This window comes from Streptomyces asoensis, from assembly GCF_013085465.1.
GTDB lineage: Bacteria > Actinomycetota > Actinomycetes > Streptomycetales > Streptomycetaceae > Streptomyces > Streptomyces cacaoi_A.
Genome location: NZ_CP049838.1, coordinates 8,651,347 through 8,668,248, shown reverse-complemented (window position 1 = coordinate 8,668,248; position 16,902 = coordinate 8,651,347). Strand labels below are relative to the sequence as shown.

General features: G+C 71.4%; 16 protein-coding genes. 5 read left to right on the top strand and 11 right to left on the bottom strand.

Going from position 1 to position 16,902, the window contains the following annotated elements; translation table 11 throughout:
- Positions 1-22: 22 nt before the first annotated feature.
- Positions 23-955 carry a cyclase family protein gene (locus tag G9272_RS38550; RefSeq protein WP_171400851.1) on the bottom strand — a complete coding sequence of 311 codons (933 nt, stop codon included), beginning with the start codon at positions 953-955 and terminating at the stop codon, positions 23-25.
- 100 nt (positions 956-1,055) lie between these two features.
- Here G9272_RS38550 and G9272_RS38545 point away from each other — a divergent pair, with 100 nt between their 5' ends.
- The 3 genes from G9272_RS38545 to G9272_RS38535 all read left to right on the top strand — a co-directional run bounded on the left by G9272_RS38545 (position 1,056) and on the right by G9272_RS38535 (position 4,351).
- Complete coding sequence (locus G9272_RS38545) at positions 1,056-2,018, top strand: DUF389 domain-containing protein (RefSeq protein WP_171400850.1); 963 nt, start codon at positions 1,056-1,058, stop codon at positions 2,016-2,018.
- A gap of 140 nt (positions 2,019-2,158) precedes the next feature.
- Positions 2,159-2,593 (top strand): DUF6325 family protein, encoded by a 435-nt coding sequence (locus tag G9272_RS38540; RefSeq protein ID WP_171402356.1) that lies wholly within the window; start codon positions 2,159-2,161, stop codon positions 2,591-2,593.
- 9 nt (positions 2,594-2,602) lie between these two features.
- Complete coding sequence (locus G9272_RS38535) at positions 2,603-4,351, top strand: cation:proton antiporter (RefSeq protein WP_171400849.1); 1,749 nt, start codon at positions 2,603-2,605, stop codon at positions 4,349-4,351.
- A gap of 4 nt (positions 4,352-4,355) precedes the next feature.
- Here G9272_RS38535 and G9272_RS38530 read toward each other — a convergent pair whose 3' ends face one another.
- From G9272_RS38530 to G9272_RS38510, 5 genes are all read right to left on the bottom strand, one after another.
- Positions 4,356-4,919: a gluconokinase gene (locus tag G9272_RS38530; protein ID WP_171400848.1), complete on the bottom strand. Its 564-nt coding sequence runs from the start codon at positions 4,917-4,919 to the stop codon at positions 4,356-4,358.
- On the bottom strand, positions 4,916-5,965 hold the full coding sequence (locus tag G9272_RS38525; protein WP_171400847.1) for a cytochrome d ubiquinol oxidase subunit II: 1,050 nt from the start codon (positions 5,963-5,965) through the stop codon (positions 4,916-4,918). The genes G9272_RS38530 and G9272_RS38525 overlap by 4 nt, the downstream gene beginning before the upstream one ends.
- Positions 5,962-7,416, bottom strand: a complete 1,455-nt coding sequence (locus G9272_RS38520) for a cytochrome ubiquinol oxidase subunit I (RefSeq protein ID WP_171400846.1) — start codon at positions 7,414-7,416, stop codon at positions 5,962-5,964. Before G9272_RS38520 ends, G9272_RS38525 begins: the two co-directional genes overlap by 4 nt.
- A 45-nt stretch (positions 7,417-7,461) precedes the next feature.
- On the bottom strand, positions 7,462-8,301 hold the full coding sequence (locus G9272_RS38515) for an SDR family oxidoreductase (RefSeq protein WP_171400845.1): 840 nt from the start codon (positions 8,299-8,301) through the stop codon (positions 7,462-7,464).
- 271 nt (positions 8,302-8,572) lie between these two features.
- Positions 8,573-9,001, bottom strand: a complete 429-nt coding sequence (locus G9272_RS38510; protein WP_171400844.1) for a DUF7144 family membrane protein — start codon at positions 8,999-9,001, stop codon at positions 8,573-8,575.
- Positions 9,002-9,240: 239 nt separating this feature from the next.
- On the opposite strand from G9272_RS38510, the gene G9272_RS38505 reads away from it, so the two are divergent.
- Positions 9,241-9,522 carry an SHOCT domain-containing protein gene (locus G9272_RS38505; protein WP_171400843.1) on the top strand — a complete coding sequence of 94 codons (282 nt, stop codon included), beginning with the start codon at positions 9,241-9,243 and terminating at the stop codon, positions 9,520-9,522.
- A 68-nt stretch (positions 9,523-9,590) separates the two neighbouring features.
- On the opposite strand, the gene G9272_RS38500 is transcribed toward G9272_RS38505, so the two are convergent.
- The 3 genes from G9272_RS38500 to G9272_RS38490 all read right to left on the bottom strand — a co-directional run bounded on the left by G9272_RS38500 (position 9,591) and on the right by G9272_RS38490 (position 13,644).
- Entirely contained in the window at positions 9,591-10,559 is a 969-nt protein-coding gene (locus G9272_RS38500; protein WP_171400842.1) for a zinc-binding dehydrogenase, read from the bottom strand.
- 151 nt (positions 10,560-10,710) lie between these two features.
- Complete coding sequence (locus G9272_RS38495; protein WP_171400841.1) at positions 10,711-11,913, bottom strand: acyl-CoA dehydrogenase family protein; 1,203 nt, start codon at positions 11,911-11,913, stop codon at positions 10,711-10,713.
- 96 nt (positions 11,914-12,009) lie between these two features.
- Positions 12,010-13,644 carry an acyl-CoA carboxylase subunit beta gene (locus tag G9272_RS38490; protein WP_171400840.1) on the bottom strand — a complete coding sequence of 545 codons (1,635 nt, stop codon included), beginning with the start codon at positions 13,642-13,644 and terminating at the stop codon, positions 12,010-12,012.
- Positions 13,645-13,875: 231 nt separating this feature from the next.
- Between G9272_RS38490 and G9272_RS38485 the strand changes: the two genes are divergently transcribed.
- Positions 13,876-14,667 carry a putative protein N(5)-glutamine methyltransferase gene (locus tag G9272_RS38485; RefSeq protein ID WP_171400839.1) on the top strand — a complete coding sequence of 264 codons (792 nt, stop codon included), beginning with the start codon at positions 13,876-13,878 and terminating at the stop codon, positions 14,665-14,667.
- A 12-nt stretch (positions 14,668-14,679) separates the two neighbouring features.
- On the opposite strand, the gene G9272_RS38480 is transcribed toward G9272_RS38485, so the two are convergent.
- Both G9272_RS38480 and G9272_RS38475 read right to left on the bottom strand, forming a co-directional pair.
- Entirely contained in the window at positions 14,680-15,921 is a 1,242-nt protein-coding gene (locus tag G9272_RS38480; protein WP_216377853.1) for a phthiocerol/phthiodiolone dimycocerosyl transferase family protein, read from the bottom strand.
- A gap of 123 nt (positions 15,922-16,044) precedes the next feature.
- On the bottom strand, positions 16,045-16,863 hold the full coding sequence (locus G9272_RS38475; RefSeq protein WP_171400837.1) for an arylamine N-acetyltransferase family protein: 819 nt from the start codon (positions 16,861-16,863) through the stop codon (positions 16,045-16,047).
- Positions 16,864-16,902: the final 39 nt, after the last annotated feature.

The window sequence follows — 16,902 nt, the reverse complement described above, 5'->3', positions numbered from 1 at the left end:
CGCGTGAGCGGATCGAGCCGTGTCACAGGATCGCGAGCGGATTGACGGGAGAGCCGGTGGCCGCGGGCAGCCGGAGCGGGGCGATGACGCAGAGGAACGACCAGCGGCCCTCCCGCGCGCAGATCGGCGTGAGGTCCTCGAACCGCAGATAGTCCAGCAGGTGCAGTCCCATCGCGTGGATGCCCAGCACATGGACCGGGAACGCGACCCCCTGGGCCGCGCTGGGCGCGCTGTCGTTGTTGCCGTCACCGCCGAGGACGGCCACCTCCCGCTCGGCCAGGAACTCCATGGCCGTCGGATGGAGACCGGCACGAGCGCCGGCCACGTCCCAGGGGCCGAGCTCCTCGCGGCGTCGGCGGTGTCCGACCCGTACGAGCAGGATGTCGCCGCGGCCGACCCGGACGCCCTGCCGTGCCTCGGCGGCGGCCAGGTCCTCGGCCCCCACCTGCGCTCCGGGTTCGAGCCAGGGGACGCCGTGCAGCCGGGGGATGTCGAGGAGGACCCCGCGTCCGACGATGCCGTCGCGGGCGAGGTCGACGGACAGGGCGCTCGCCCCCTCCGGCGACAGCACGTCCCCCGCCGGTACGCCGCCGTGCAGGGTGCCGTCGTAGATGACGTGGCACAGCGCGTCGAGGTGGCTGTCCACGTCGCCGTGAATGTTCATGGCGAAGCGGTCCCGGGCGAACTCCAGGCCGTTCGAACCGGGTTCGCCGTCGGCCGGGGCGATGAGCCGGTGTTCGGCCGGGTCGGCGTCGTCAGGTCCGGTACGGGTGTTCACGGGGGCGGCGAGCGACACCGTACGCCCCGACCGCACCTCGCGTACGGCGGCCAGTACGTGGTCCCCGGTGATCGTGTCCAGGGCGCCCCGGCGTGCTGCGCCGCCGGGGGACGTGTCGCGCAGGTGCCGGTACAGACGCCGGAAGTCGGCCTCGCTCAGCTCGCCGGTCGTCCGCATGCCCCCACCCTCCGGCAGGTCCCGGGTCTCCGCACGCCGAGTTGCCGGGCTCGGGGACCGCCGCGTTAATAAATGAGCGAACCGATCCGCGGAGGTCCGGATGGACATGATCCATGTCCGAGCGGTGTGCCCGCCGGACCTCACGGAACGCGCCATGGCCCTGCTCGGCGCCGAGCCGTGTGTCCTGAACCTGCACCTTCAGACGGGCCGCGTACGCAACCCCGACGGTGACGCCATCCAGTGCGACGTCCTGACCGGAGCCGCGAACGAGGTGCTGCACGGGCTGCGGGACCTCGGGCTGGAGCAGCGTGGCTCCATCGTCCTCGATCCGGTGGACACGGCGTTCTCGGACCGTGCGACCAGGATCTGGGCCAAGGAGCTCGGGGCGGGGCCGCGTGCGCCGGTGTGGGAGCAGGTGGAGGCCCGGATCCGGGCCCAGGGCCGCTACCCCCCGAGTTTCTACCTGTTCCTGGTCATCGCCGGGCTCATCGGCGCGGTGGGCATCATCACCAACTCCCAGATCCTCATCGTCGCGGCGATGGTGGTCGGCCCCGAGTACGGGGCCATCACCAGCGTCGCCCTCGGTATCGACAACCGCTCCCGGCCGAGAATCGAGCAGGGTCTCCTGGCGCTGTTGGTGGGCTTCCTGCTGGCCGTCGCCGCGACCTTCCTCTTCTCCCTCCTCGTCCGCGGCTTCGGGCTCCAGCCGGAGGCCTTCGAGCTGGGGGTGCGGCCCGTCTCCAATCTGATCAACACCCCCAACTTCTTCTCGGCCGTGGTGGCGGTGCTGGCCGGGGTCGTCGGCATCGTCTCGCTGACGGAGGCCCGGACGAGCGCGCTGCTCGGCGTCTTCATCTCGGTGACCACGATTCCGGCGGGGGCGGACATCGGGGTGTCCACGGCGTTCGGCAGCTGGGACGAGGCCTGGGGGTCCCTGCTCCAGCTGCTGCTCAACATCGTCGTCCTGATCGTGGTCGGGACCCTCACACTCAGGTGCCAGCGGGCCATCTGGCGCCGGGTGAGCGCACGCCGGCACGGGCGCGCGGTCGGGCGGACCCCGTAGGAGCGGTGCGGGTGCGCGGCGCACCGAGGTGCGGCTGCCTCCGTCCGATGCTGCAATGAGATCCGAGGACAGGGGGATGCTCGGGATGCTCAACGCCGTGACCACCCAGGGGTGAAGCCGTGAGCGATGAATTCGTCGAAATGGGACCGATCGACTATGTCGTCGTCGAGTTTCCCGGAAACCGCATGACCGGCGAGGGCTTTCCCCTGCTGGTCGATCTGGTGGACCGCGGCCTGATTCGGATCCTCGATCTGCTGTTCGTCCGCAAGGAGGAGGACGGATCCGTGGTCGGCCTGGAGATCGCCGACCTCACCGGCGACGGAGCTCTGGACCTGGCCGTGTTCGAGGGCGCCTCCTCCGGCCTGCTGGGCCAGGACGACGTCGAGGAGGCCGGCGGCGCTCTGGGGCCCGGCAACTCCGCGGCGATCCTGGTCTACGAGAACCTGTGGGCCGCGCCCTTCGCCACCGCCCTGCGACGCGGCGGTGCGCAGCTGGTCGCCTCCGGGCGGATCCCGGTACCGGCCGTCCTGGCCGCGCTGGACGAGACGGACGACGTGCGGCCGCCGAGGATGTAGACCGTCGCGGTGTCGGAAGACCAGGTCTTCCTGGGCCTCGGCCTGATCGTCGTGCTGGCCGTCGGCTCCCAGGTGCTGGCGAACCGTCTGCGCATCCCCGCACTGATCGTTCTGCTGCCCGTCGGATTCACCGCGGGCGCGCTGACCGACGACGTCGACCCCGAGCGGCTTCTGGGCAGCGCCTTCTCCCCGCTGGTCTCGCTGGCCGTCGCGGTGATCCTCTACGACGCCGGACTCGGCCTGGACCTGAGGAGTCTGCGAGCCCACACCCGCCGGGTCGTGGTGCGGCTGATCTGGTTCGGCGCGCTGGTCACCGGCGCTTCGGCGGCACTGGTGGCCATGCCGTTCCTCGGGATGTCCTGGGGCGCGGCCGTGATGCTCGGAGCGATCCTGGTCGTGTCCGGGCCGACGGTCGTCGGGCCGCTGCTCGCCTTCGTCCGCCCCACGGAGCGACTGCGGCGGATCCTCGTCTGGGAGGGGTCGCTGATCGATCCCGTGGGCGGCATCCTGGGTGCGCTGGTCTTCCACGCCGTCACGGCCGGCGGCCCCGGCGGCTTCGGCAGCCGGCTCGGCGCCTTCGCCGTCAGCACGGCGGTGGGGGTGGCGGGAGGCGTCGTCGGAGCGGCCGTACTGACGGTGGCGCTGCGCAGGCTCCGGCTCGGGGAGGTGCTCGCCACCACGGTGCAGCTCGCCGCGGTGGTCGGCGTGGCGGCCGCCTGCGACATCGTCCGGGACGACACCGGACTCATCGCCGCCGTCCTGATGGGGCTGGCGGTGGCGAACCTGTCCGGCGGGGGCGTCACCGCCCGAAGGCCGTTCTTCGAGACCCTCGTGGATCTGGTCATCGGACTGCTGTTCGTCTCCATCTCGGCCACCGTCAGCCCCCAGTCCCTACGGCATGTGGTGCTGCCGACGCTGGGGCTCGTGGCGGTCCTGGTGTTCGTGGCCCGCCCCCTGGTGGCGGCGGTGTCGACGTGGAGAACCGATCTGACGGCCGGGGAACGGGGCTTCCTCGGGTGGATGGCGCCGCGCGGGATCGTGGCCGCCGCCACCGCCTCGACGTTCTCGGCCACGCTCGTGGACCAGGGCGTCGGGGGCGCGGCGAAGATCCTGCCGACCACCTTCGTGGTGATCGTCGCCACCGTCACGCTGTACGGGCTGAGCGCGGCGGCGGTGGCCGGGCGGCTGGGCGTGGTGCGCTCGACGCGTTCCCGGCCGTTGCTCGTGGGCGGGGATCCATGGGTGGTGGATCTGGGGCGGGCCCTGCGGTCGGCCGGGCTGGACGTGGTGATGTGGGCGGGGCGCGAGGCGGAGCGGGACAGCATCAGGGCCGCCGGGATCGAACTCGCCCCCGGGGAGCTGTTCGCCGCGGCCACGGGCGAGGGCGCGGAGCTCGAGGGCCTCACCGGGGTCCTGCTGCTCACCGGCGAGGACGACTTCAACGCGCTGGCGGCCACACATCTCGGGGGGAGCGTCGAGGGCACGGTCCACCGGCTGCGGCCGCCCGCGGAGAGCCAGGGCGTCATCACGCCCTACGCGGGCGGCGAGGTGCTCTTCGATCCGGATCTGACCGGACCCGAACTGGCACGTCGTCACGCCCGGGGCGCCCGGGTCGTGACGCATCGCTTCGACGGCACCCTTCCGGCCGGACACCGGATGCTGTTCCTGGTGCGGAGTGACGGCCGGCTCCTCCCCGTCACCCGTACCGGCGGCCTGACACCGCAGCCGGGAGACGTCGCCGTACTCCTGAGCGCGTGACCCGTCAGCGGCCCGTGGACGGCCCGAAGTCGGCGACGGCGGCCCGCACCCGGGCGAGAGCGGCCGGAAGGCCGACTGTGGCGTCCAGGGTCAGGCCCGGCTCGTCCGGTTCCAGTGGCTCCAGCGTCGCGAACTGCGAGTCGACCAGCCGGGCGGGCATGAAGTGACCGGTGCGCCGGGACACGCGGTCCCGTGCGGTGTCCCGGTCCAGGGCGAGGTAGAGGCACCAGAGCCGGGCGCCCGCGGCCGCCCGGAGCTCGTCGCGGTACGCCCGCTTGAGGGCCGAGCAGGCGAGGACCAGCCCCTCCCCGGCCTCGGCGGAGCGCCGGACGCGGTCGGCGAGGGCACGCAGCCAGGGCTCGCGGTCGGCGTCGTCCAGGGCGTGGCCGGCGGTCATCTTGGCGACGTTGGCGGCGCTGTGGAAGCCGTCGCCCTCGACGAACGTCACTCCGAGCCGCTCGGCGACCGCCTTGCCGACGGTGGTCTTCCCGGAACCGGACACACCGAGGACCAGCACGATCGGCGGCCCCTGCCCGGCCCCGCGCACCGACTCCCCGCCGCCGGTCACGGGTCCTCGGGCTCCCGTCCGGCGGCCGTCCGCCGCAGGTCCGCCTCGGTGAGGGGCTGGAGGGCCCCGGCGGTGTCCAGCCGGTAGAGCAGGACGAGGGGCGGTCCGACGAGCACCACGGCGATGGCCGTGACCAGCAGCAGCCAGCGCAGCGTCGTCGTCGCGCCGGCCGCCTCGGACACGGTCAGCGAGGTGGGGATGAGATAGGGCCGCTGGGCCAGCCCCCACGCCACGACGACGAGGGCCACGCTGCCGACGGCGGTGATCCTCGCCCATCCCGTGGCGGAGCGGTACAGCAGACCGGCGGTGGCCAGCGCGCTGACAACCGCGACCAGGACGAGGGTGAGACCGATGCCGCTGGTCAGCCCGTCGTGGACATGGCGCGCGTCCTCGCGGGTGACGACGAGGCCGACGACCGCCAGGACGGCGAGGGCGCCCAGGCTGCACCAGGCCCGCAGCCGGAAGTACCCGACCAGGTCGGCGGCGTCGAAGCGGCGGGCGTCGGCGGTCAGGAACACCGCCCCGAGGAAGGCGGTCGCGGCGACGGTCAGCAGGCCGGCGATCACGGACGTCCCGTTGGACCACGCGTCGGCCGACGCCTCGGTGCCGGGAGCCACCCGGCCCGTGGCCAGCCCGCCGACCGCCGCGCCGAGGAAGAAGGGCGTCAGCAGCGAGGAGACGGCGAAGACGGCGCCGTAGACCCTGCGCCCGGCCAGACGCTGCGTGGGCTTGCGCAGGGCGAAGCCGGCGCCGCGCAGGACGAGTCCCACGGCGGCCAGCGCCAGCGGCAGCCACATGGCCGTGAAGACCGTCTGGAACAGGACCGGGAAGCCGGTCCACATGATGACCAGGACGAAGATGAGCCAGACGTTGTTGGTCTCCCACACCGGTTCCATGGCGTGGTCGATGAGCCACCTGGGGCGCTTGCCCCGCTCGGCGCCGCCCGCGAACAGGTCCCAGAATCCGGCGCCGTAGTCCGTGCCGCCGGCACACGCGTAGGCGGCCACCACGGCCAGCAGCACCCAGGCGACGGCGTCCTCGGTCATGCGCCGCCCCCGTCCCTGCCGCCGGTCGTGGACAACGGCCGGGGCCCGTAGGGGGTGTCGCCCTCCACGTCCCCGGTGGCGGCTGCCGTGACGGCGCCCTCGTCGGCCAGCCGCCACCGTCTGCTCATCTTCAGCAGGACGGTCAGGAAGGAGCCGAACACCAGGACGTAGAGCACCACGACGAGGCCGAGCATCGTCCACAGGGTCGAGGCACGGGTGTCCGTCACCGCCTCCGCGACCCGCATGTTCTGGTAGACGATCCAGGGTTGCCGGCCCACCTCGGTGGTGATCCAGCCGCACTCCACGGTCAGCAGACAGGCGCCGCCGGCCAGCGCCGCGCACCGGAAGAACCACGGTGACCTGGGCAGGTCACGGCGGCGGAGCCAGCACCAGCCGTACCAGAGCGCGAGCAGGAGGAGCAGGCTTCCGATGGTCACCATGATGTCGAACGCCCAGTGCGCGATCGTGGCCTGAGTCGCCGTCGGGCGGTCGCCCGCCGGGACCGAGGACAGGCCCGTCACCTTGGTGTCCGGGCTGAAACCGGCGAGGATCGAGTCCAGTTGGGGGATCTTGATCCCGCCGGAGATCGTCCCATCGGGATGCAGACGCCCGAACATGTACTCCGGCACATGGGTGTCGGTCTTCCAGACGATCTCGGTGGCCGCGAACTTCACCGGCTGCTTGTGGAAGACGGACCGGGCGATCGAGTCCCCGAGCATGAACTGCACGGGGGTCAGGATCGCGGCGACGGAGAACGGCACGGTGAAGCCGAGCCGGTGGTAGCGGTCCCGGCGCCCCCGCAGCCAGCCGACCGCGTACACCCCGGCGACGACATAGCCGGCCGTCAGCACCACTCCGACCACGAAGTGCCAGTACTCCGGGCCGAACATCGGTGTGAAGATCGCCCTTCGTACGTCGACGTCCACGGGGTTGCCGGACCCGTCGAGTGTGAAACCGCGCGGGGTGTTCATCCAGGAGTTCGCGGCCACGATGCCGAACGCCCCCATCAGGGCGGCCAGCGGCAGGGGCAGGCCGAGCCAGAAGTGCGTCCACGGCTTGAGCCGGCGCCAGCCGTACAGGTAGATGGCGATGAGGATCGCCTCGAGGAAGAACGCCCAGGCCTCGACCCCGAAGCCGAGGCCGAAGACATCACCCCACCGGCCCATCATCCCCGGCCACAGCAGGCCGAGTTCGAAGGAGAGGACGGTGCCCGTCACGATGCCGATGGCGAACTGGACGGCCATGACCGCCGACCAGCGCCGCGCGAGCAGCAGGGCGACGGCGTCGCCCTTGCGCAGCCCGCGGTAGTGCATCAGGAGGGTGATGGCGGGCAGGGCCACGCCGAAGGGCACGAGCAGGATGTGGGAGCCCAGGGTGAAGGCCATCAGCTCCCGGGCCGGCAGCAGCTGTGCGGGGCCGTCCGCCAGAAAGTGGTCGATCGCGCTGTTCACATGATCCTCGGTGGCTCGTCCCGGATGGCGGAGGTGTGGCGGGTCTCAGCCACCCGTGGCGAATCCGGGGAACAGCGTCATGCCGCCGTCGACATAGATCGTGGTCCCCACCACGTAGTCGAAGAGGTCGGAGGCCAGCGCGGCCACCACGTTCGCGATGTCGTCCGGGTCGCCGACGCGGTGGTAGGGGACGAGCCGGAGCAGGTCGGCCTCCGCCTCGGGGGTGTCCCAGGCACTGCGGTTGATGGGCGTGCGGATCGCTCCCGGAGCGACGGCGTTGACCCGGATCCGGTGCGGCGCGAGCTCCTGCGCGAGGGTCGCCATGAGCATCTGCACCCCGCCCTTGGACGCCGCGTAGTTCACATGGCCCGTCCAGGGAATGATCTGGTGGACCGAACTCATGCAGATGATTTTCCCGGCGGACCGGGAGATCTCCGGGACGACACCGCGCCGCATGAATTCCTTGGTCGCTTCGCGTGCGCACAGGAACTGGCCGGTCAGATTCACGTCCAGCACCTTGTGCCACTGGGCCATGGTCATGTCGGTGACGGGGGCATCTCGCTGGAGGCCCGCGTTGGCGACCATGATGTCGATGGTCCCGAACTCCTCGACCATACGGGACACCATGTCGACGACCTGGTCCTCCTGCGACACATCGGCCTCGTGCGCATAGGCGCGGACACCGAAACCCTCGATCTCGCGCACCACTTCTTCCGCGGCTTCCCGCCCCGCCACATAGTTCACGACCACATCGGCGCCCGCCCGCCCGAGGCTGATCGCGGTGGCCTTTCCGATACCGGAATTCGCGCCCGTCACCAGCGCCTTCTGCCCTTTGAGGAGAAGCGGGGCAAGGGGCTGGCGACCGTCACTGCCGCTGGTTTCCACTCGTGTCTCCCTGTGCGTGCCGGCGCGGACATCCGGCGGATATTCAGAGGAATCCGCTCGACAACGAAAACACGCGTGGATCGATACGGCACGATGGGGCGTCTCCCGTCAGCCGCCCGGGGTCTCCGCCCGCTCGAACGGCCCCATACCCGCCGGACGGGTCGCACGGGGCGGCGCGAACCGCTCGGGCGGGCCGGTCGGGCGGGCTGGAGGAACGGGCTGGTGGGACGGGCTGTTCGGACGGGTCGCGTCGCAGTTCAGCGCTGACGGGCTACTCGGTGCGAGCGTCCCGGCCCGTTCCGATGCACAGCGCCCAGATGACGAAGGCGTCCACGGCGATCAGCACGATGGCCCAGACGGGCTGGTACGGCAGCCACATGAAATTGGCGATCATCGACAGGCCGGCCACGGCGACGCCGACGACGCGTGCCCACACCGCGCCACGGAACAGAGCGGCGCCCGCGAGCGCGACCAGAACGCCGAGGACGAGATGGATCCAGCCCCAACTCGTCAGGTTGAAGTTGTACGCGTAATCGCGGGTGACGACAAAGACGTCGTCCTGGGCGATCGCGGCAATTCCCTGGAATATCGCCATCAGCCCGCCGAAGATCATCATGACCCCGGCGAATCCGGTCCAGCCGGACACCCACGCTCCGCTGCTTGCCGTTCCGTGTCCGTGATGCATTCCGGTCGCGGTCATTTCGGGCTCCTCCCACACACATCTCGCCACTGACAGGTGGCCGTTCGGTCGCCCACATATCAGCTTGCCATGAGAAGCACCAACCGGCAGAACACCGGTATTCACGCAGTTCAGCGCCGTGGCCGAGGTGCGAGGGAAATCCGGCGGTGGTCCAATGGAGGTATCCGGTGCGCCGTCCGTCGCGCGTCGGCCGGAGAAGCCGTCTCTTTCGCAGGTCTCCGGCGAGAAAGGAAACCGCCGTGCCAGGTCTCCTCCGCGGGGTCGCCCGCACAGCCGTAGTGGCCGGTACCGCGACCGCCGTGTCGAACCGCGTGTCACGCCGCCAGCAAGGGCGCTGGGCCCAGCAGGACTCCCAGCAGGCCGCGCCGCAGCCGGCGCCGTCCGCCGCTCCCCCACCCGCCCAGCCGGCCGACATGAGCAGCAAGATCGACCAGCTGAAGCAACTCGGGGAGCTCAAGACCCAGGGCGTCCTCACCGAGGCCGAGTTCGAGGACCAGAAGCGCAGGATCCTCGAGTCCTGAAACCTCGGTCCGGTCCCCGGATGGCTGCCCAGCGGCGAGCCGGTCGCCGGGCAGCCGCGCCGCGCACCCTACGGCCAGCTCAGTACGAGGTTGCCCCGGACGTCGCCGTCCAGCAGGCGCTTGAACGCCGCTCGCGCGTCCTGGGGCGGCATCACGTCGTCCACGAGGGGCCGGATTCCCGTGGTGTGCATCAGCCTCAGCATCCGCGCGTATTCGTCCCGTGTGCCGCTGAACGACCCGACGATGTTGACCTGGTGGAAGTAGACCCGGTGCAGCCGGGCCGGCGAGACATCGCCGGACGTGGCGCCGGCGACGACGACCGTGCCACCGGGGCGCACACTGTGCAGGGAGTGCGTCCACGTCGCCCGGCCGACGCTGTCGATGACGGCGTCCACCTGTTCGGGCAGTTGCGCCTTGGGTTCGAACACCTGGTGGGCACCCAGGCGCCTGGCCAGCTCTCGCTTGTCGGCGGTACGGCTGGTGGCGTACACCCGGAGTCCGCCGGCCACCCCCAGCGCTATCAGCGCGGTGGAGAGTCCGCCGGCGGCGCCCTGCACGAGCACCGAATCGCCGGGCTGGAGCCCGGCCTTGGTGAACAGCATGCGGTACGCCGGCAGCCAGGTGCAGATCAGGCAGGCCGCCTCTTCCCAGGCCAGCTGGTCCGGGACCGGCAGCAGGCTGGCCGCGGGCACGGCGATGTACTCGGCCAGCGTGCCCGGCCGGGCGCCGACGAGTTGCGCGGCCGGCAGGATCAGGGTCTCGTCCGCAGTGCCCGGCGGGGACTCCAGTACGGGATAGAGCGCCACGCGCCGGCCGTCGGGGTCCTCCCCCGCCGCCTCGCAGCCCAGGATCCGCGGATACTTGTCGTGGTTCAGGCCGACGCCCCTCAGGGTCCACAGATCCTTGTGGTTGAGGGAGACGGACCTGACCCGGACGCGCACCCACCCATCGGGCACCTCGGGGTCGGGTCGCTCGCCGACGACCAGGGCGGCCAGCGGGTCCTCGGCATCGGGACGTGCCGCGTAGACAGCCTTCACCTTCCCGCCCTCCTGCCCCGGCTCATGCGCCGCGGGCAATCGCCCATGGCTCGAAGGGGTGGTGGAATGTCGCGCCGCTGCATGGCAACTCCTCGTTGTGCGGGGGGCGGCTGTCACGCGCTGCCGGGCGGCAGCGTCATGCTCGGGACCGTCAGCGGAATGCCTGAACGCCGGTGACCGCACGGCCGATGCTGAGGGTGTGGACCTCTTCGGTCCCCTCGACGGTGAGCACGGCCTCCAAGTTGGACATGTGCCGCATCACCGGGTATTCGAGGGTGATGCCGTTGGCGCCGAGGATGCTGCGGGCCGTACGGGCGACCTCGGTCGCGGCGCGCACGTTGGCGAGCTTGCCGAGGCTGAGCTGCGTGGGCGCCAGCCGGCCGGCCTCCTTCAACCGGGCCAGCCGCAGCGCGGTCATCCCGGCGTGCGTGACGTGCACCACCATGTCCGCGAGCTTGCGCTGGGAGAGCTGGAAGGAGGCGAGCGAGCGGCCGAACTGCTCACGACCGACGGCGTAGTCGAGCGCGCTGGCGTAGCAGGTGCGAGCGGCGCCGACGACACCCCAGACGATGCCGAAGCGGGCCTCGTTCAGGCACGAGAACGCCGTCTTCACACCGCGGGCCCCGGGAAGGGCGGCCGAAGCGGGGACCCGCACCTCGTCCAGGGTGAGCCCGGCGGTGTTCGAGGCCCGCAGAGCGAGCTTGCGGGTGATCTCCTCGGCGGTGAATCCCGGCGTGTCGGTGGGCACGAGGAAGGCGCGCACCTCGTCCTCCGCGTGCGCCCAGATCACGGCGACGTCCGCGAGGGCGCCGTTGTTGATCCAGGCCTTGGTGCCGTTGAGCACCCAGTCGTCACCGTCGCGACGGGCGAACGTACGCATCGAACCGGGGTCGGAACCCGACTCCGGTTCGGTCAGGCCGAAGCACCCGAGCGCCTCGCCCGCGGCCATGCGGGGCAGCCATTCCTGCCGCTGCTCCTCGCTGCCCCAGCGGTGGATGGCACACATGGCGAGGCAGCCCTGCACGGACACGAAACTGCGCAGTCCGGAGTCCACCGCTTCCAGTTCGCGGCAGGCGAGGCCGTAGGCGGTGGCCGAGAGCCCGGCGCAGCCGTAGCCGTCCAACTGCATCCCGAGCAGCCCGAGCGCGCCGAGTTCCTTGGCGATCGACCGGGGCAGCTCCGCGCGCTCGTACCAGTCGGCGACGTGCGGCAGGAGCTCGGTCGTCGCGTAGGCGCGCACGGTGTCGCGCACGTCCCGCTCGGCGGCGTCCAGTTCGTCGTCCAGGGCCAGGAAGTCATGGGGATCGGGTGTCTTCAGCGACTCGGAATGCGTATCGCTTCCGGGGAGACTCATGTGTGTACGCCCTTTTCGGTCCGTCAACTGTCAGATCCGGGTCCCGCTGTGTTTCCGGTCGTTCCGTCGCGTCCCCGCCCCGGGGGGCGGGTCCCCTCAGAGCGGGATGTTCCCGTGCCTGCGGGGTGGCCCTTCCGCGCGCTTGGTCTCCAGGAGCCGCAGCGCCCACCCGATCTGCGCACGGGTGCGCGACGGCTGGATGACCGCGTCGACGTAACCGAGGTCGGCCGCGGCGTAGGGCGTGGCCTGGTCCTCGTACTCCCGCACCAACCGGGCGCGTCGTTCGGCCAGTTCATCGCCCTCGAGCGCCGCCAGTTCCTTGCGGTAGAGGATGCCGACGGCTCCCGCCGCGCCCGTCACGGCGATCTGCGCGGTCGGCCAGGACAGGTTGACGTCGGCGCCGAGGTGCTTGGAGCCCATGGCACCGTAGGCACCGCCATACGCCTTGCGCGTGATCACCGTGATCTTGGGGACGACCGCCTCCGCGTACGCGTAGATCAGCTTGGCGCCCCGCCGGATGATCCCGTCCCACTCCTGGTCGACGCCGGGCAGGAAACCCGGCACGTCCACGAACGTCAGGACGGGCACGTTGAACGCGTCGCAGGTGCGCACGAACCGCGCCGCCTTCTCCGAGGCGTTGATGTCCAGGCAACCCGCGACATGCGTGGGCTGGTTGGCGACGACGCCGACGCTGCGCCCGTCCACCCGGCCGAAGCCGACGAGGATGTTGGGCGCGAACATCCGCTGCACCTCGAGGAATTCGCCGTCGTCGAGCACCCTGGTGACGACCTCGAGCATGTCGTAGGCCTGGTGGGGCGAGTCCGGGACGATCGTGTCGAGTTCGAGATCGGTGGCGGTCGGCCCGTCGGCGCTCGAACCCGCCGGCTCCGGTGGGGAGAAGACCGGCGGCACGGAGAGGTTGTTGCTCGGCAGATAGCTGAGCAGGTCCTTGACGTAGGCCAGCGCGTCGTCCTCGTCGGAGGCCAGGTAGTGCGCCACGCCCGACCGGGCGTTGTGCGGACGGCCGCCCCCGAGGGTCTCGAAGTCGACCTCCTCGCCGGTGACGGTCCTGATGACCTCGGGCCCGGTGATGAACATGTGGCTGGTCCGGTCGACCATGACGGTGAAGTCGGTGAGCGCCGGCGAATACACCGCGCCCCCGGCGCACGCGCCCATGATCAGCGAGATCTGCGGGACGACGCCGGAGCAGCGCACGTTGTGGTAGAAAATCTCGCCGTAGCGGCCGAGTGTGCCGACACCCTCCTGGATGCGCGCACCTCCGCCGTCGTTGATGCCCACGAGCGGGCAGCCGACCTTGGCCGCCAGGCGCATCAGCTTGACGATCTTGTCACCGTGCACCTCACCGAGTGTTCCGCCGAACACGGTGGCGTCCTGGCTGTAGATGGCCACGGGGCGGCCGTCGATGGTGCCGGTGCCGGTGACGACGCCGTCCCCCATCGCGTGACGCTCCTGCGCGCCGGGAGCCGGCGAGTGCCGGGCCAGCGCGTCGAGTTCGACGAAGGAGCCGGGGTCGAGCAGGGCATCGATGCGCTCGCGGGCCGTTCCGCGCCCCTTCGCCCGCTGGCGTTCCACCCCGGCGGCGCTGCCGGCGTGCAACGCGGCGTCGGTGCGCTGTCGAAGGTCGGCCAGCTTGCCCGCCGTCGTGCGCGGGTCGGGGGCATCGGGGGCGGCGACCGCGGAGACTTCCGCGGGACCGGTGACCGTACTCATGATCGCCCAGCCGCCCGCCACCGTGCGGCCCTCATGGCCGCTGACCCACGTTCGATGCCAACTTCCTTGGTCACGAACTCCATTGGCCTCTCCTGCTAAGCTGCGCGAACCGTCCGCTGGTCACCGTAAGTTGATATCCCCTCACGCCACATCCCCCGGTCTGACGGCACGTGACGCATCCGCGGCCTGCGGATCGGCCCGGCCGGCCGGATTCTTCCTCGAAAGGCTTCGATGTCGATCACTCCCGCCGTTGAGGTGCTGTTACGCACGGTGAGCACCCTGCGCGGCGCTGGATGCGTGTTCGCCGAGGAGGAGGCGGAGTTGCTCCTCGACGCTGCCGCGACACCCGCCGAGCTGGACGTGCTGGTGCACCGCCGCGTCGTCGGCGAACCGCTCGAAGTCATCCTCGGCTGGGCCGAGTTCTGCGGCCTGCGGGTCCGGGTGGACGCCGGTGTGTTCGTCCCGCGTCAGCGCACCCGGTTCCTGGTCGACCTCGCGGCGGAGCTGGCCCGGCCGGGCTCGGTCGTCGTCGATCTGTGCTGCGGAACCGGAGCGATCGGCGCCGCCGTCGCCGCGCGGGTCCCCGGGATCGACCTGTCCTGCGCCGATGTCGACCCGCACGCGGTCCGCTGCGCCCGGCTGAACGCAGGCCCCGACGCCCATGTGTACGAGGGGGACCTGTACGACGCGCTGCCCGACTCGCTGCGCGGCCGCGTGGACGTCCTGGTCGTCAATGCCCCGTACGTGCCGACGGACGAGATCGCGATGATGCCGCCCGAGGCACGCGACCACGAACCGAGGCACGCGCTCGACGGCGGCGCCGACGGTGTCGAGGTGCACCGGCGGGTCGCCGTCGGCGCACCGGCGTGGCTGGCGCCGGGCGGCAGCCTGCTGATCGAGACCAGCGAGGAGCAGGCGCCGCTCACCGCACGGGCGATGGCCGACCACGGCCTCGTCCCGCGCGTGTCGACGAACGACGAGATGTACTGCACGGTCGTCGTCGGAACCCGCGCGGGCGATTAGCGCGCCGGGTCCTCACCCGACCGGAACCGGCGCACGGTCGGTGAACTCGCGCAAGGTCGCCCGGACATGGTCGTGGACCGCGTCCATCTGTCCTTCCGTGAAGCACTCGGTGCTGTAGGGCATCTCGATGCGGAAGCGGTCGCGGACCGTCGTCAGCGAGGCGAGCACCGGGCCGTGCTGGAGGAACGACGGCGCCTTGCTGGACACCGCGAACCCTCGCATGTCGACGATCTCCAGTCCGGGCGGGGGCGGCGGGAGGGTGACGCGTCCGATGTTGGTCATCACCATGCTCGCCGCCAGCAGCTGCGGGGTGGCCAGCAGCCTGTCCAGTGACTGAAGTTCGAGGGCAGGGTCACCCCGGTCGACCGCGGCGCCCAGGCCCGCGCCGAGACGACGGCCGAGTGCGACGAGGTCGGCCCCCGCCGGTACGTCGACCAGATCCTGGTACCACGAGGCCGCGGGGACCATCACCTCATGGTTCAGCGCGGGCTCCACACGCTCGCGCAGGTCCACCGTGGAGACGCAGGCCAGCCGGTGGTCGGCATACTCCGCGGGAAGACCGGACCGTACGGCTGCCAGGATCGTCGCGCCGACCAGCCCGTGCACCGACACGTCGGCGCTCTTGGCGAACCCCAGGAGCGCCGTGGTCTCGGAGGCGGTCAGCCGGAGCCGGCGTGACTGGGTCCGGCCCTGCTGGGGCGCCACGTCGCCGGACCGGGCCGCGAGGTACGGAAGGGCGGCGACGGGGGCGCCCTCGGCCCGGTCGAGCCGCGCCCGGACGTAGGCAGCCACGTCGGCCTCGGTGACGGGTGCCAGGCGGTCGTCGATCGCCGCCGGCCAGTCCTCCCGGACGGGTCGGCCGGCCGGGTGCGTGCCGGCCTTGATATCGGCGTAGTACCGCCACAGGCGGAAGCACAGGGCGGTCGCGCTGCGGCCGTCACAGATCGCATGGTCGGCCCCGAGGAGCAGTGTGTCCTCCTGCTCGCCGGTCAGCAGCACCGCGCGGACCAGCGGGCCGCCCAGCGGCAGCGGCGTGTTCCACTCCTGGACCAGCACGTCCGGGCCGTCGGGACGCACGACCAGGCGCGGCAGCTCGTCAGGCTTCAGCAGGCTGAGAAAAGCACCCTCGGCGTCCTGCTCGAGGCGGCTGCGCAGCGAGGGGTGGTCGGCGAGCACCGCTGCGAACGCCGCGTCGAGCACGTCGGGGTCGACGCCGCCGCGCACCATGCACATGCGCACAGCCTGCGTTCTCATCTCCCCGGCGTAGAGGTTCTCCGAGCGGGATAGGTTGCGACGCATGTCCATCCTGTTCTGTCGACGGTGATGGGACGAGGGGCGTGGGACCCGCATCGAGCGAGGGGAACGGCGTGCCGCGCTTCAGTCGAGCGTGCCGCCGAGGATCGCGTCCCGGACCGTGCGCAGTTCCTCGTCGTCGGTGATGGTTCGGGACTTCTCGATGCCGGCCCGCACCGTCAGGAGGCGCCGGCCCTTGAGCACCACCTGACCGTCGGCGACAGCCCGGCTGTAGAGCTGGGGCGCGCTCTCCGGGGTCACCGCGGCCAGCTTCACGTTGGCCAGGTCCTGGAAGGCGCACCACTCGGCCGGCTCGCGGACCTTCGGGGTGAAGCGGAAGACCACGCTCCAGCGCCCCAGCCGCGGCCTGCGCTGAAGGAGCACACCGTCGCCGTCCTCGACCAGGCGGTACCGGCAGCCGTACTGCACCTGCTCCCGCCCGTCCGTGGCGCCGTCGAGACGCAGCGGTGCGAGGAACGACGGCCCGGCATATCCGACGTCGACGAGCCGGCGCTCGCCGTCGACGTGGGCCACCATCAGCATGTGCTCGACATCGACGCCATAGTCCGCCTTCCCCTCGGCCGTGGTGCCGGCGATCAGGTCGACGTCGTAGCCGAGGTCGCGCAGCAGGCGCAGGAACAGCCGGGTCATCTGGACGCAGCCGCCGCCGTGGCCCGCCGCGACGACGGCGTCGAAGGTGGCGTCCTGGTCGAAGTCGACCAGATCGACCACCTCGCCGCTCGCGGTCGGCACGGCCAGGGAGCCGGTGCTGCTGAACGGCACGGTCTCCATGTGCCGCTTGTGCAGCCGGACGAGGGTGGCCAGGTCGGGCGCGGGACGCCCGGCCCGCTCACTGTCGTGGCCCAGCCGCCGCAGGTAGCTGTCGGTGTCGAACACGGTCACTGCCTCTCTGCTCCGGGGAGTCGCGCTGTGCGTCCGGTC